Below are 13,377 nucleotides of genomic sequence, written 5' to 3'. Positions count from 1 at the left end.
GACGCGTCGAGTCTAGGAACGCGGCGTGACGGCGGCCACCTGCAAGTGGAGACCACCTCGGGGGAAACCCGGAGGCCGGGTCCGGCGGCGGCCGATATCGTCGAAGACATGCGCCTCTACATCGTCGACGCCTTCACCTCCGACGCCTTCGCCGGTAACTCCGCCGGCGTGGTGCTGCTGGACTCGCCGGGCGACGCGGGCTGGATGCAGTCCGTCGCCGCCGAGTTGAAGCACGCCGAGACGGCCTTCGTCGAGGTCGGTGGCGAAGGCCCGAAGTCACTTCGCTGGTTCACGCCGGAGACCGAAGTCGACCTGTGCGGGCACGCGACGCTGGCGACCACGCACGTCCTCGGTGGCGAACAGACCTTCACGACGAAAAGCGGCGAGTTGCGCTGCCGCGCCGAAGACGGCTGGGTGTCGATGGACTTCCCGTCGGATCCGCCCCGCGAATCGGACGACGATCTGTCGTCGATCCTGCCGGGCGTCTCCTTCGAGTACGTCGGGCGCAGTAAGCACAACCTGTTCGCGGTCGTGGACGACGCGTCCGTGGTGCGCTCGCTCGCCCCGGACCTCGCCGCGCTGCGCGCGCACTGGAACGGACGGCTGATGGTCACCGCACCGGGTGACGTGGCCGGGATCGACTTCGTCACCCGGTTCTTCGCGCCGGGCGTCGGTATCGACGAGGACCCGGTCACCGGCTCGGCGCACTGTGTCCTCGCGCCGTACTGGGCCGCTCGCCTCGGCCGGGTCGAGCTCGTCGGCGAACAGGCTTCGGCTCGCGGTGGCATCGTGCGGATGAACCTCGAAGGCGATCGCGTCCTGCTTTCCGGGCAGGCGGTCACCGTGGCCAGCGGGGAGTTGCACGTCTGATGCGCCTGATCCTGAACGTCATCTGGCTCGTGCTGTGCGGCCTGTGGATGGCGCTCGGCTACGTCGTCGCCGGCGTCATCTGCTGCATCCTGATCGTCACCATCCCGTTCGGGCTGGCGTCGTTCCGGATCGCGGCCTACGCGCTCTGGCCGTTCGGCCGCACCGTGGTGGACCGGCGCGACGCCGGGGCGGCGTCGACGATCGGCAACGTCATCTGGTTCCTCTTCGCCGGGCTGTGGCTCGCGATCGGGCATGTGCTGACCGGGGTCGCGCTGTGCGTCACGATCATCGGGATCCCGCTCGGCGTGGCGAACTTCAAGATGATCCCGGTCTCGCTGATGCCGCTCGGCAAGGAGATCGTGGAGTTGCCGTGAGACTCAGTCTTCGGGTTCCCAGGGCAGCGACACGATGAGGCAGGGGCCGCCGACGAACAACCCGCCGTCGATCCCCAGCGCCTTTCCGCCCGCGTAGAGGTACGGCCCCTCGATCTGCGCGGGATGGATTCCGAGCTGATCGGCGATGACGCTGTGCCCGTGCACGATCCGCACGCCGCCGAGCCGGTCCATGACCTGCTGCGCGACGTCCGCGCCGTCCGGGCCGCGGAAGGCGTAGCGCGTGGTCATCCGCCGCCAGACGTCCCACCAGGCCTGGATGTCGCTGCCTTCGAGGATTTCGCGGCCGCGCGCGTTGATCCCGTCGATGTCCTCGCCCCAGTCGAGGTACTCGAGCGTGTCCGAATGCATCAGCAGGTGGTCCGCGGCCAGCGTCAGCATCGGGCGGGTAGTCAGCCATTCGATGTGCTGAGGAGTGAGCCGGTCCTGGTCTTCGAGCAGCCCGCCGTTGATCTCCCAGCTGCGGGCGAAGCTGCGCGGACCGAAGTCGGACGGCACCTCGGTGTCGCCGAAGTGGTACATCCCGAGCAGCAGGATCTCGTGGTTGCCCAGCAACGTCCCGCAGTGCCCGCCCGCCGCCGCGGCCTGCCGCTCCAGCCGCATCACCAGGTCGATGACGCCGACGCCGTCGGGCCCCCGGTCCACGAAGTCACCCAGGAACCAGAGGGTCGCTTCCCCGCCGGACCAGTCGTCGTCGGAGTCGATCAGCCCCTTCTCCCGGAGCGCTTCGGCCAGCTCGTCCCGGTGTCCGTGCACGTCACCGACCACGTAGGTCGGGGACGCGGGCTGATCGTCGTGCATCGTCTGACGATAAGCCCTCCGCATGCGACCGTGCCGCTCAGCCTTCACCGAACGGGTCGCCGGTGCGCCCGACCAGATCGGCGATGGAGTCGATGATCTTGGTCGGCCGGTACGGATAGTGCTCGGCGCTCTCCCGCGTGGAGATGCCGGTGAGCACCAGGATCGTCTGCAAGCCGGCCTCGATTCCCGAGTGGACGTCGGTGTCCATCCGGTCGCCGATCATCAGCGTCGACTCCGAATGCGCGCCGAGCCGCCGCAGCGCGGAGCGCATCATCAGCGGGTTCGGCTTGCCGACGTAGTACGGCGAGCGGCCGGTCGCCTTCTCGATCAGCGCCGCGACCGAACCGGTGGCGGGCATCGAGCCCTCCATGCTCGGGCCGGTGGCGTCGGGGTTGGTGGCGATGAACTTGGCGCCGCCCTCGATGAGCCTGATCGCGCGGGTTATCGCGCTGAAGCTGTACGTGCGGGTCTCGCCGAGGACCACGTAGTCCGGGTCGCGTTCGGTCAGCACGTAGCCGACCTCGTGCAGGGCCGTGGTGAGCCCGGCTTCGCCGATCACGAACGCCGAGCCGTTCGGCCGCTGCGACGCGAGGAACTTCGCGGTCGCCAGCGCGGAGGTCCAGATGGCCTCCTCGGGGATGTCGAGACCGGTCCGCTCGAGCCTCGCCCGCAGGTCGCGCGGGGTGTAGATCGAGTTGTTGGTCAGCACCAGGAAGCCGATGTCGTTGGCGCGCAGTTCCTTGAGGAACTCGTCCGCGCCGGGTACGAGGTGTTCCTCCTGGACCAGCACGCCATCCATGTCGCTGAGGTATGTCCAACGGCGCTCGTTCATGCCCTCACCCTAATGATCCGAGACGGCGTGGACAGCCACGGACGCCGCCTTGACCGAAAGATTGACCGGTGTGCCGGGTTCGAGCGCCAGTTCGGCGACCGCGGCCGGGGTGAGGTCGGCGGCGAGGCCCGCCGCCCAGCCGTCACCGCGGGCCCGGACGCGGATCACCGGTCCGTGGGGTTCGAGCGCGTCGACGATTCCCTCGACGGTGTTGCGCGGGCTGCCCCGGTGTTCACCGTCCCGCAGGTACACCGCGACGGCGCTGGGCGCGAAGACGGCGACGGCCGCTTCCCCCTCGACGACGTCCTCCGCCGGGAATCCGGCCAACTGCCCACCTGACGTGCGCAAACCGCCCTCGGCGGCGATACCGGGCACCAGGTTCAGCCCGGCGATCCGCGCGGTGAACGCCGTGCGCGGCGCGGAGAGGACCTTGCGCGTTTCGCCGCGTTCGACGATCCGGCCGCCGTCGAGGACGGCGACGTGGTCGGCCAGCGCCAGCGCGTCGAGCGGGTCGTGAGTGACGAGCACGGTCGGCGGTCCGGAACGCAGGACCCGCCGGAGCAGTCCCCTGATGGCGGGCGCCGCGTCGACGTCCAGAGCGGCGAAGGGCTCGTCGAGCAGCAGGAGTCCCGGCTCGGCCGCCAGCGCCCGCGCGATCGCGACGCGCTGCGCCTGCCCGCCGGAGAGCTGGGCGGGCCGCCGCCCGGCCAGTTCGAGCGCGTCCACTTCGGTCAGCCACTCCCGCGCACGTTTCTTCGCCTCGGCGCGGCCGGCACCGGTCGAACGCGGAGCGAAGGCGACGTTGTCCACTGCGGACAGATGCGGGAAGAGCAGCGCGTCCTGGGAGAGCAGGCCGATGCCGCGTGCGTGCGGCGGCAGGCCCGCCAGGTCACGGCCGTCGAGGGTGATCCGCGCCCGGCCGGGCGCGAGCAGCCCGGCGAGACAGCCGAGCACACTGGATTTCCCCGACCCGTTCGGGCCGAGCAGCGCGAGCACACCACCGTCGGGGACTTCGAAGCCGACGTCCAAGGTGAACTCGCCGCGCCGGAGGGCGAGTTCGGCCGAAAGGGTCACGACCGGACTCCTTCGAGCGCGCGCGGCCGGGCGAGCGCGATCACCGCGACGGCGACCAGGATGAGCAGCAACGCGAGCGCCACCGCGCTGTCGACGTCGACCTCGGCTTGGGTGTAGACCTCCAGCGGCAAGGTCCGGGTCACCCCTTCCAGGCTGCCCGCGAAGGTGATCGTCGCGCCGAACTCGCCCAGCGCCCGCGCGAAGCTCAGCACGATGCCCGAACCGAGCGCGGGCAGCAGCAGCGGCAGCGTGACCCGGCGGAACACCGTCCACGGTTTGGCGCCCAGCGTCGAAGCGACCCTTTCGTACCGGTCACCGGCGCCGCGGAGGGCTCCTTCGAGGCTGACCACCAGGAACGGCATCGCGACGAACGTCTGCGCGATGACGACCGCGGCCGTGGTGAACGGCACCTGCTCGCCGGTCAGGGTGGTCACCAGGATGCCAAGGAAACCCTTGCGGCCCAACAGGTACAGCAGTGCCAGGCCGCCGACCACCGGCGGTAGCACGAGCGGCAGCAGCACCACCGCGCGCAGCACGCGGACCCCGCGCGCCCCCGAGCGCGCGAGCACCACGGCGAGCGGGACACCGAGCAGCACACAGGCCACAGTGGACAGCCCGGCCGTGATCAGCGAAAGCTTGAGCGCGTTCAGCGACGACGTCGAGGTGATGAGGCTCGGAAAGCGGGTCAGGTCCGAACGCACCAGCAGGCCGACGACGGGCAGTACCACCAGCGCCAGCGCGCAGATCGCCGGCGGCCAGAGCACCCACGGCACCCCCGCGTTTCGTCCTCTGAACGCGGGGTCAGGGCGAGCCAAAACCGACCTTCGCGAGTTCGGTCTTGCCTTCGGCGCCGAGGACGAAGTCCCTGAACAACCCGGCGAGCTGAGCCTGCGGAGCGTCCTTCACCACCGCGATGGGGTAGTCGTTGATCGCGCCCCCCGCCTCGGGGAAGTCCACCCTGTCCACCTTCGCGGCCGCCGATGTCGCATCGGTGACGTAGACGAGCCCCGCGTCGGCGTCGCCCGTCTGCACCTTCGCGAGCACCGACTTGACGTCCTGCTCCTCGCTCGCCGGCTTGAGCGCGACCCCGGACGTCTGCTGGACCTTCTTCGCCGCCGAACCGCACGGCACCTGCGGCGCGCAGACGACGACGGTCAGCCCGTCCTTCGCGAGATCGGCCAGCCCCTTGATGCCCTTGGGGTTGCCCTTGCCGACCGCGATGGCGAGCCGGTTGGTGGCGAACACCGACGGCTGCCCGTCGATCAGCTCCGCCTTGACGGCCTTGTCCATATTGGCCTTGTCGGCGGAAGCGAAGACGTCCGCCTTCGCGCCTTGGGTCAGCTTCTGGACCAGCGCCGAAGAGCCCTCGAAGCTGAACTTCACGGACACCCCGGAGTTCTGCGCCTCGAACCGCTTGCCCAGCGCTCCGAACGACTCGGTCAGTGACGCCGCCGCGAAGACGGTCAGCGTCCTCGCCCCTTCTCGAGGCGCCGCCTCCGAACCACAGGCCGTCGCGGCCAGCGCCAGCGCGGCCAGGACGGAGGCGAGTTTCCTCATCGGCTTCCTTCCGGGGTTTCGATCACGACGGTGGTCGCCTTGACGACGGCGACCGCGAGCACCCCCGGCCGCAGTCCGAGTTCGCGGACGGCCTCGGCGCTCATCAGGGAGACCACGCGATGCGGGCCGCACTGCAGCTCGACCTGTGCCATCACCTTGTCCGTGATCACCTCGGTGACGAGCCCGACGAACCGGTTCCGCGCGGAGCGGCCGACACTCGACGGGTCATCGGGCTGTTCGGCCTGCGCCTTGGCGAACGCGGCGAGCTCGGCGCCGTCGACGACCTTGCGGCCCGCCGAGTCGTCGAACGCGGTCAGCTGGCCGGCGCGCACCCAGCGGCGGACGGTGTCGTCGCTGACGCCGAGCAGACGAGCGGCCTCGGACAACCGGAATTGCGGCATGCCTGGAAGATTACTTCCGCAGATGCGGAAAAGCTATGGACGCGAAGAAGCGCCGCGGAGTTCGTCGCGGAGGCCGTCGAGCACCGCGCCCTGGAATCGCTCGAGCACTTTCCGTTCCTCTGGAGAGAACTGTTCGAGCACCGTCTTCATGGTGGTGTACGCGGATTCGAAGAGCGGCGCGTGCCGCTCCATGGCGCCGGGGACGACCTCGATCAGGACCTTCCGGCGGTCGGCGGTGTCGCGGACGCGGCGAGCAAGACCGGCCTTTTCAAGCCTGTCCATGACGCCGGTCACAGCGCCCGTCGACAACCCGGTCAGTTCGGCGATCCTGCCCGCTGTCAACGGTCCCGGCGCCTGGCCGGCCAGTTCGAGCACCTTGTGATCGGTGGCCGACAGGCCCATCCGCTCGGCGATCCTGGCGTGCCGGAGAACGGTCAGCGTGCTGCTCTCCCTGCCGAGATGGGCGAACCGGGCCAATTCCTCCGCCGAGAGCGGATATTTCGCCATTCGGAAACCCTTCGGATTCGGTGCGTGCGGAATTCTAGACAGTCGGTTTTCGCCCGCTTCGGGGTTAGTCTGGTGTCAATGACAGCAGTCGATCTCGGGTTTCCCCGTGTCCCCGGCACACGAGGGCGTCCCAGCGTGCCCAGGCCGGACAACCCCGCCCTGATCGACACCTTCGGCCGCGTGGCGACCGACCTGCGGGTGTCGCTCACCGACAAGTGCAATCTGCGCTGCACCTACTGCATGCCCGCCGAAGGGCTCGAATGGATGCCGAGCGCGGACGTGCTGACCGACGATGAGCTCGTGCTCCTGCTGCGGATAGCCGTCGAGCGGCTCGGGATCACCGACATCCGGCTCACCGGCGGCGAACCACTGCTGCGACAGGGCCTGGAGAAGATCGTCGAGCGGGTCGCGGCACTCGAACCGCGGCCGCGGCTTTCCATGACCACCAACGGGATCGGGCTCGCGAAGCGGGCGAAGCCGCTCGCCGACGCGGGCCTGGACCGGATCAACGTCTCGCTGGACACCGTGGACCGCGCGCTGTTCGAGACGATCACGCGCCGCGACAGGCTTTCGCACGTGCTCGCCGGCATGGCCGCGGCGCGCGAGGCCGGGCTGGCCCCGGTGAAGGTCAACGCGGTGCTGATGCGCGGGCTGAACGAGGACCAGGCCGTGCCGCTGCTGAAGTTCTGCCTCGCCGAGGGCTACCACCTGCGCTTCATCGAGCAGATGCCGCTGGACGCGCAGCACGGCTGGAACCGCGCCGACATGATCACCGCCGAGGAGATCCTCGGCATGCTCGGCGAGGAGTTCACGCTGTCGCCGTTCCCCGCCGCACGTGGCGGGGCGCCCGCCGAACGCTGGCTGGTCGACGGCGGACCGGGGGACGTCGGCGTGATCGCGTCGGTGACCCGCCCCTTCTGCGGCGCCTGCGAGCGCACCCGGCTGACCGCGGACGGCGCGGTGCGTTCGTGCCTCTTCAGCAACGACGAGACCGACCTCCGCGCCCTCGTGCGCGCGGGCGCGCGCGAAGAAGAGGTGGCGGACGCCTGGCGGGCGACCATGTGGGGCAAGCTCGCCGGGCACGAGATCAACGAGGCCGGGTTCGCGCAGCCGATCCGGCCGATGAGCGCGATCGGCGGCTGACATGGTGACCATCGTGGTGCGGTACTTCGCCTCGGCCCGCGCGGCCGTCGGTCTCGACGAGGAGAAGGTCACCCTGCCGGACGGCGCCCGCGTCGCCGACGCCGTCGCCCGCCTGCGGGAACTCCACCCGGAAAAGCTGGCGAAGCTGCTCGACGCGGTCTCCTATCTGCTGGACGGCGTCGCGGTGCGGGATCTCACGCGGCCGCTGACCGAGGGCGCCGAACTCGACGTCCTGCCCCCGTTCGCCGGCGGCTGACCTGCTGTCGCCCGCCAGAGCGTGTCGCGAAAGCCACTTCCGGGACACACTGGCCGCCCACTGACCGCCGCTGACCTGGGCGAACGGCGAAAGTGGTAGCAAAGGTCCCTTGCTCGCCGTCTCGAGTTCACCGTCCGGTCGCCGAAGCAGCCGAGGATGCGCCAGTGATCACTCCCCGCCGTATTCTCGCCGCACTGCTCGCCGCGGTCGCCGCCACGAGCCTCGCGACCGCTCCGGCGTCCGCCCACGAACGCGGCGTCCGGCCGCTGCCGCAGGCGCACAGCCACAACGACTACGAGCACAACCGGCCGCTGCACGACGCGCTGGAACAGGGCTTCACCAGTGTCGAGGCCGACATCTTCCTGGTCGACGGGCAGCTGCTGGTCGCCCACGACCTCGCGGACACCCGCCCGGACCGCACCCTGGAGTCGCTGTACCTGGAGCCGCTGCGCAAGCGCGTCCTGGCCAATCACGGGGTCGGCGTGTACCGGCAGCGCGCGGAGTTCCAGCTGCTGATCGACGTCAAGGGGGACGCGAACAGCACCTACGCGGCACTCGAGAAGCGCCTGTACGACCCGCGCTACTCCTTCCTCTTCTCTCTGTACGCGTTCGGTCACGTGAAGAAGCGGGCCGTCACCGCGGTGATCTCCGGCGGGCGCCCCAAGGACGTGATGCTCGGGCAGAAGTTCCGGCTCGCCTTCTACGACGGCCGGATCAGGGACGAGAACGACCTCGGCATCGGCTCCGACCCGCGGGTCACACCACTCGTTTCGGATTCCTGGAGCGGCCTGTTCACCTGGACCGGTGACGGCCCTTTCCCCGCCGGCGAGCGGGCGAAACTCCACGATCTGGTCATGCGGGCCCACGCGGCGGGCCAGCGGGTGCGCTTCTGGGCCACGCCGGACGCCGCCGGACCCGGACGTGACGCGTTGTGGAAAGAGCTGGTCGCCGCCGGGGTCGACCACCTGAATACGGATGACCTGCCAGGACTGGCGAACTTCTTGAGGGCTCGCTAAAGTGCGCGGCCCATTCGCGCGCGAAGGCGCACGAATGGTCCAGTCATCCCTTAATCCACGTGATGCAAGCCTCACGATCCGTGAATTATCTCGGTCAGGAAACGGCCAGATAACGGCGCTCTGACCTGCAGAAACAGCCGAATCGTTATGGGTTGCGTGCTGTTACTGTGATGTAGGTCACAGCTCGAATAATTTCCGATCAGGCCGTTCGTTACGTACCGTCGCTTTTCGGTTGGCCCCGACCGACCACGCAACACCGGGAACCCGTAGCGCCGAGCCCTGTCCAACGGATTCCCGGACCCAACCCCGAGCGAAAGCATTTCCGGACAGGGACGAGGGGACCGAGCCGACGCGTCGTGCGTCAGGCGAAGTCAGCCGGCCTGAGACGGCCGGCCAGGACCCACGGGTCTTTCCCTCAGCACAGGCTCGTAGGCGCAGGGAGCGAGATTTACTCACATGTCTTACCGAGGCAAGCACCGCAAGATGTCCGCCGCCACCCGTCACATCGCCCGCGTCGCCATTGCGGGTGTCGCGGTCGGCGCTCCCCTCGCCATCGCCGCGACCCCCGCGTCGGCGACCAACTGGGACGCCATCGCGCAGTGCGAGAGCAGCGGCAACTGGAACACCAACACCGGTAACGGCTACTACGGTGGTCTGCAGTTCTCGCAGAGCACCTGGCGTGCCTACGGTGGCACCGGCAGCGCGCACAACGCGTCGCGTGAGCAGCAGATCGCCGTCGCCGAGCGCGTCCTCCAGGGCCAGGGCATCGGCGCGTGGCCGCACTGTGGCAAGAAGGGCGGCTCCGCCAGCCCCGCCAAGGCGAAGTCGACCGCCCCGAAGGCCACCAAGAAGGTGACCCCGAAGAAGTCGACCGCTCCGGTCACCAAGCAGCAGGCCCCGGCCTCGGCTCCGGCCCCGGCCGCCGCCACTGTCGCGAACTCGAACCCGGCGGGTGACTACACCGTCGTGGCCGGCGACACGCTGTCGAAGATCGCTTCCAAGTTCAACGTCCAGGGCGGCTACCAGAAGCTGCAGGAGCTGAACAAGGAATACGTGCCGAACGCCGACTTCATCGTCGTCGGCCAGAAGCTCGCCACCAAGTGAGCTCTTGAGCACCGGTAAGTCGTGATGCCCGCGGGATTCCCCGCGCGGCCACGTCACGACTGACAAGGCCCCACCGCGCCATTCCCCCGGCGGTGGGGCTTTGTCGTGTCCGGGGTCCGGCCCCTCAGGCCAGCCCTGTGCAAGGAAGGGGCCCCGTTACGGCGAGTTGACCCACTCGTCACTGCCATCGCTGAAGTGCTGGTGCTTCCACACCGGCAGCCGCGCCTTGACCTCGTCGACCAGCTCCGAGCAGGCGGCGAACGCCTGGCCCCGGTGCTCGGCCGCCACGGCGCACGCCAGCGCGACGTCACCGATGGCCAACGCGCCCAGCCGATGGCTGACGGCGACCGCCCGCACGCCCTCCCACTTGCCCGAGAGATCCGCGACGACCTCCGCGAGCACGTCGGCGGCGCTGGGGTGTCCCTCGTAGGCGAGCCGGTCCACCGACCGGCCGCCGTCGTGGTCCCGCACGACCCCGCCGAAGGTGACGACGGCACCCGCGGCCGCGTCGTCCACCAGGCGGGCGTGCTCTTCGACCGAAAGCGGCTCGTCGACCACCGCGATCCGTGCGACCCGAACGCTCACTGCTGTGCCTCCCGTGGGTGGTCGCCGCCCGCCAGCTGGTCGACGGCGTGGTCGAGGATCCCGTCCAGTACGCCAAGGCCGTCCTTCACCCCGCCACGCGAGCCGGGCAGGTTCACCACCAGGGTCCGGCCTGCGACGCCGGCGACGCCGCGCGAGAGCACGGCCGTGGGCACCTTGGGGAGTCCGGCGGCGCGGATCGCGTCCGCGACGCCGGGGAGTTCGTAATCGAGGACGGCGCGCGTGACGTCCGGGGTGCGGTCCGTCGGCGAGATGCCGGTGCCGCCGGTCGTCACGATCACCTGCACCCCGGCCGCGACGGCGTCCCGCAGGGCTTCGCCGACGGGTTCCCCGTCCTCGACGACCACGGGCTCCGGCACGTCCCAGCCCCGTGCGGTCAGCCAGCCCGTGATGACCGGGCCCGTGGTGTCCTCGTAGACGCCCTTCGCGGCCCGGTTCGACGCCACGATCACCCTCGCGACCCGGTTCACGGCCGCTCCCAGGTCCCGGTCTTGCCGCCGTCCTTGCGGATCAGGCGGACGTCGTCGAGGGTCGCCGCCGGATCGACGGCCTTGATCATGTCGTGCAGGGTCAGCCCGGCGACGGCGACGGCGGTCAGCGCCTCCATCTCGACGCCGGTCCGGTCGTTCGTCTTCGCGGTCGCGGTGATGTGCACGGCGGTCTCGTCGAGGACGAACTCGACCTTCACGCCGGACAACGCGATCTGGTGGCAGAGCGGGATCAGCTCGGGCACCTTCTTCGCGCCCATGATGCCCGCGATCCGGGCGGTCGCGAGGGCGTCGCCCTTGGGTAGCCCGTCCGTCGCCAGCAGGCCGAGCACCTCGGCCGTGGTGTGCACGGTGCCGCCCGCCAGCGCGGTGCGGGCGGTGGGCGTCTTGCCGGAAACGTCGACCATACGGGCGGCGCCCGTATGGTCGACGTGGCTGAGTTCACTCACGCCCAGCAGGCTAGTCCTCAGGACCTGTCGGCGGAGCCGAGGTCCGTTCGGCACGGCACCACACGCGTGAACACTGCGACAGCGGCCGCGGGTTCACCTCGGAGAACTCAGAACATCCGCTGCTTCGAGCGAACCTCGTCGAGGGCCTTCTCGCGTTCCTGCCGCTGCTCCGGCGTCATCGACGCGAAGAACCCGCCCTTGTCCGCGGCGCAGGCCGTGTCGCGCGCGGGGCGCTTGCCTTCCACGAAGAACCGGTTGACGGCGTTGTTGCCGCAAGCGTTCTCGTCGCTCAGCCAGACCCCGTGCCCGCCTTCGTCCACGGTCACGATCCGCGCCCGGTCACCGAGTGCGCGGCGCATCTCCTTGGCGCCGCTCAGCGGCGTCGCCGGGTCACGCAGGTTCTGCACCATCAGGATGTTCGACGGCCCCCGGTCGCCGATCCGTACCGGCGGCTCGATCGGCTCGGACGGCCAGTACGCGCAGGCCCAGATGTTCGCCCCGGCGGCGCCGAACATCGGGTACTTCACCCGGTCCTTCGCGACGTTGCGCTGGTAGGTCGCGACGTCCTCAGGCCAGTCCGCGTCGTTGCAGACCACGTGCAACTGCCCGGCCAGCAGCTGCGCAGGGTCGATCTGCTGGGCCTGTGCGGTCTGCTTCACGGTGCCTTCGGTGTCGAGCGCCTGCCACTGCTGCGCCAGCGCCGGGAAGGACCTGGTCGCGTAGAGCCCGCCGAAGGTGCCCATGCGGAACGCCGCGCCGTCGACACCGGGGACGGCACCGCCGTCGAGTTTGGCGACGAGGTCGTAGAACTTCGCCGTCACCTGCTGCGGAGTGCGGCCCAGCCCGTAGCTCGCGTGCCGTGCCGCGGCCCATTTCGCGAAGTCCGGGAAGCGGTCCTCGAACCCCTCCGCCAGGCGTCGCGAGGTGACCGGATCGAGCCCGCCGGGGCCGGTCACGCTGTCGATCACGACGCGATCGGTCTGCCGCGGGAACAGCGTCGAATACACGGCGCCCAGGTAGCTGCCGTACGAAACGCCGTAGTACGAGAGCTTCTCCTCGCCGAGGGCTTCCCGGATGCGGTCCATGTCGCGGGCGGTGTTGGCCGTGGTCATGTACGGCAGGTTCGCGGCGGTCTTCGAGGCCCCGCACTGCTTCGCGATGACCTCCACGTACTTCGCGCGCTCCGCCACCGCCGCCGCGTCACGCGCGTAGGGCGGGACGTTGCTGACCTGCTGTTCGGGCGTGAGGTCGCAGGTGACCGGCGTACTGTGCCCGATCCCGCGCGGATCGAAGCCGATGATGTCGTACGCGTCGAGCACGCTCGACGGCATGCCCGCCGCGCGCAACCCGGCGGGCATGGTCAGCCCTGGCCCGCCGGGGCCGCCCGGGTTGGTCAGCATGATGCCGCGCCGCTTCGCCGGCTTGGTGCTGGCGAGTTTCGAAACGGCGATGTCGATGGTCTTACCGCCCGGATTCCGATAGTCGAGCGGGACCTTCAAGGTGGCGCACTGCACGCCGGGCGCGGCCACGTCCTCCGGACACGGCCCCCAGCGCACGGACGAAACCGCGGCGGACGCCGTGGCCGGTACGAGTACCGCCATCGTCACCGCCGCGGCCGTGAGTGTCCCGATCCTGCTCAGGACAGAGCGATTCATCCCCAACCCCCGTCATGATCGACTTCTTGGTCGGAGTCGAGCCTAGGAGCGGGGCATCGGCGGAGTCGTCACCCTGAAGTCGGCCCCGGGATCGGCCTCAGTGATGACGACGCCCCCGAACGGAGCAAGGGACTGTGTTGATCTGTCGCGCGCTCACGGAGCCTCGGCGAAGAGCCGCAGGCCGTACCCGACCCGCGGTGGGCGTATCGGGCGGCCCGCCCAAAGAGGG

At 69.8% G+C, this 13,377-nt stretch carries 15 protein-coding genes and 1 pseudogene; 6 read left to right on the top strand and 10 right to left on the bottom strand.

Translation table 11 applies throughout. From position 1 onward, the window contains the following. Positions 1-108 precede the first annotated feature (108 nt). Both BLW75_RS28810 and BLW75_RS28805 read left to right on the top strand, forming a co-directional pair. Positions 109-870, top strand: coding sequence for a PhzF family phenazine biosynthesis protein (locus BLW75_RS28810; protein WP_034308691.1), 762 nt, complete (start codon positions 109-111; stop codon positions 868-870). Further along, positions 870-1,244, top strand: coding sequence for a YccF domain-containing protein (locus BLW75_RS28805; RefSeq protein ID WP_034308373.1), 375 nt, complete (start codon positions 870-872; stop codon positions 1,242-1,244). The genes BLW75_RS28810 and BLW75_RS28805 overlap by 1 nt, the downstream gene beginning before the upstream one ends. 3 nt (positions 1,245-1,247) lie before the next feature. Here BLW75_RS28805 and BLW75_RS28800 read toward each other — a convergent pair whose 3' ends face one another. From BLW75_RS28800 to BLW75_RS28770, 7 genes are read right to left on the bottom strand one after another with little or no spacing between them, the layout of a single operon-like run. After that, positions 1,248-2,063 (bottom strand): metallophosphoesterase, encoded by an 816-nt coding sequence (locus BLW75_RS28800; RefSeq protein WP_034308371.1) that lies wholly within the window; start codon positions 2,061-2,063, stop codon positions 1,248-1,250. A gap of 37 nt (positions 2,064-2,100) precedes the next feature. Beyond that, the gene (locus tag BLW75_RS28795) at positions 2,101-2,895 is read right to left on the bottom strand and encodes an HAD-IIA family hydrolase (RefSeq protein ID WP_034308369.1); all 795 of its coding nucleotides are present in this window, start codon (positions 2,893-2,895) and stop codon (positions 2,101-2,103) included. Between the two features lie 9 nt (positions 2,896-2,904). Further along, positions 2,905-3,969 carry a sulfate/molybdate ABC transporter ATP-binding protein gene (locus BLW75_RS28790; RefSeq protein ID WP_034308366.1) on the bottom strand — a complete coding sequence of 355 codons (1,065 nt, stop codon included), beginning with the start codon at positions 3,967-3,969 and terminating at the stop codon, positions 2,905-2,907. Beyond that, complete coding sequence (locus BLW75_RS28785) at positions 3,966-4,742, bottom strand: ABC transporter permease (protein WP_167373533.1); 777 nt, start codon at positions 4,740-4,742, stop codon at positions 3,966-3,968. The genes BLW75_RS28790 and BLW75_RS28785 overlap by 4 nt, the downstream gene beginning before the upstream one ends. Before the next feature lie 28 nt (positions 4,743-4,770). After that, complete coding sequence (gene modA / locus BLW75_RS28780) at positions 4,771-5,526, bottom strand: molybdate ABC transporter substrate-binding protein (protein WP_034308363.1); 756 nt, start codon at positions 5,524-5,526, stop codon at positions 4,771-4,773. Next, complete coding sequence (locus BLW75_RS28775; RefSeq protein WP_034308360.1) at positions 5,523-5,927, bottom strand: TOBE domain-containing protein; 405 nt, start codon at positions 5,925-5,927, stop codon at positions 5,523-5,525. Before BLW75_RS28775 ends, modA begins: the two co-directional genes overlap by 4 nt. A gap of 33 nt (positions 5,928-5,960) precedes the next feature. Next, positions 5,961-6,434, bottom strand: a complete 474-nt coding sequence (locus BLW75_RS28770) for a MarR family transcriptional regulator (RefSeq protein ID WP_034308359.1) — start codon at positions 6,432-6,434, stop codon at positions 5,961-5,963. A 78-nt stretch (positions 6,435-6,512) separates the two neighbouring features. On the opposite strand from BLW75_RS28770, the gene moaA reads away from it, so the two are divergent. The 4 genes from moaA (at position 6,513) to BLW75_RS28750 (ending at position 9,953) form a co-directional block, all read left to right on the top strand. After that, a complete protein-coding gene (gene moaA, locus BLW75_RS28765; protein ID WP_167373532.1) occupies positions 6,513-7,577 on the top strand; it encodes a GTP 3',8-cyclase MoaA in 1,065 nt (354 codons plus the stop codon). A gap of 1 nt (position 7,578) precedes the next feature. Continuing rightward, entirely contained in the window at positions 7,579-7,833 is a 255-nt protein-coding gene (locus BLW75_RS28760) for a MoaD/ThiS family protein (protein WP_034308354.1), read from the top strand. Between the two features lie 164 nt (positions 7,834-7,997). Beyond that, positions 7,998-8,849, top strand: a complete 852-nt coding sequence (locus tag BLW75_RS28755; protein WP_034308352.1) for a phosphatidylinositol-specific phospholipase C/glycerophosphodiester phosphodiesterase family protein — start codon at positions 7,998-8,000, stop codon at positions 8,847-8,849. Positions 8,850-9,305: 456 nt separating this feature from the next. Further along, complete coding sequence (locus BLW75_RS28750) at positions 9,306-9,953, top strand: transglycosylase family protein (protein WP_034308349.1); 648 nt, start codon at positions 9,306-9,308, stop codon at positions 9,951-9,953. A 156-nt stretch (positions 9,954-10,109) separates the two neighbouring features. Here the strand turns inward: BLW75_RS28750 and BLW75_RS43975 are convergent. From BLW75_RS43975 to BLW75_RS28730, 3 genes and pseudogenes are all read right to left on the bottom strand, one after another. Continuing rightward, a pseudogene (locus BLW75_RS43975) lies at positions 10,110-11,026 on the bottom strand (molybdenum cofactor biosynthesis protein MoaE). Beyond that, positions 11,023-11,493, bottom strand: coding sequence for a cyclic pyranopterin monophosphate synthase MoaC (gene moaC / locus BLW75_RS28735; protein ID WP_016337573.1), 471 nt, complete (start codon positions 11,491-11,493; stop codon positions 11,023-11,025). Before moaC ends, BLW75_RS43975 begins: the two are co-directional and overlap by 4 nt. Before the next feature lie 107 nt (positions 11,494-11,600). After that, positions 11,601-13,148, bottom strand: coding sequence for an alpha/beta hydrolase (locus tag BLW75_RS28730; protein ID WP_034308343.1), 1,548 nt, complete (start codon positions 13,146-13,148; stop codon positions 11,601-11,603). Positions 13,149-13,377 lie beyond the last annotated feature (229 nt).

The organism is Amycolatopsis lurida (assembly GCF_900105055.1).
GTDB classification, from domain to species: Bacteria; Actinomycetota; Actinomycetes; order Mycobacteriales; family Pseudonocardiaceae; genus Amycolatopsis; species Amycolatopsis lurida.
Note: the sequence above shows the minus strand (reverse complement) of the source record. Positions and strands in the feature narration are given on the sequence as shown.

Excerpts from the sequence above, each read along its gene's own strand:
- BLW75_RS28810 (WP_034308691.1), top strand. The coding sequence starts at position 109 with ATGCGCCTCTACATCGTCGACGCCTTCACCTCCGACGCCTTCGCCGGT.
- BLW75_RS28795 (WP_034308369.1), bottom strand. The coding sequence starts at position 2,895 with ATGAACGAGCGCCGTTGGACATACCTCAGCGACATGGATGGCGTGCTG.
- moaA (WP_167373532.1), top strand. The coding sequence starts at position 6,513 with ATGACAGCAGTCGATCTCGGGTTTCCCCGTGTCCCCGGCACACGAGGG.
- BLW75_RS28775 (WP_034308360.1), bottom strand. The coding sequence starts at position 5,927 with ATGCCGCAATTCCGGTTGTCCGAGGCCGCTCGTCTGCTCGGCGTCAGC.
- BLW75_RS28760 (WP_034308354.1), top strand. The coding sequence starts at position 7,579 with ATGGTGACCATCGTGGTGCGGTACTTCGCCTCGGCCCGCGCGGCCGTC.
- modA (WP_034308363.1), bottom strand. The coding sequence starts at position 5,526 with ATGAGGAAACTCGCCTCCGTCCTGGCCGCGCTGGCGCTGGCCGCGACG.
- BLW75_RS28730 (WP_034308343.1), bottom strand. The coding sequence starts at position 13,148 with ATGAATCGCTCTGTCCTGAGCAGGATCGGGACACTCACGGCCGCGGCG.
- BLW75_RS28770 (WP_034308359.1), bottom strand. The coding sequence starts at position 6,434 with ATGGCGAAATATCCGCTCTCGGCGGAGGAATTGGCCCGGTTCGCCCAT.
- BLW75_RS28750 (WP_034308349.1), top strand. The coding sequence starts at position 9,306 with ATGTCTTACCGAGGCAAGCACCGCAAGATGTCCGCCGCCACCCGTCAC.
- BLW75_RS28800 (WP_034308371.1), bottom strand. The coding sequence starts at position 2,063 with ATGCACGACGATCAGCCCGCGTCCCCGACCTACGTGGTCGGTGACGTG.
- BLW75_RS28805 (WP_034308373.1), top strand. The coding sequence starts at position 870 with ATGCGCCTGATCCTGAACGTCATCTGGCTCGTGCTGTGCGGCCTGTGG.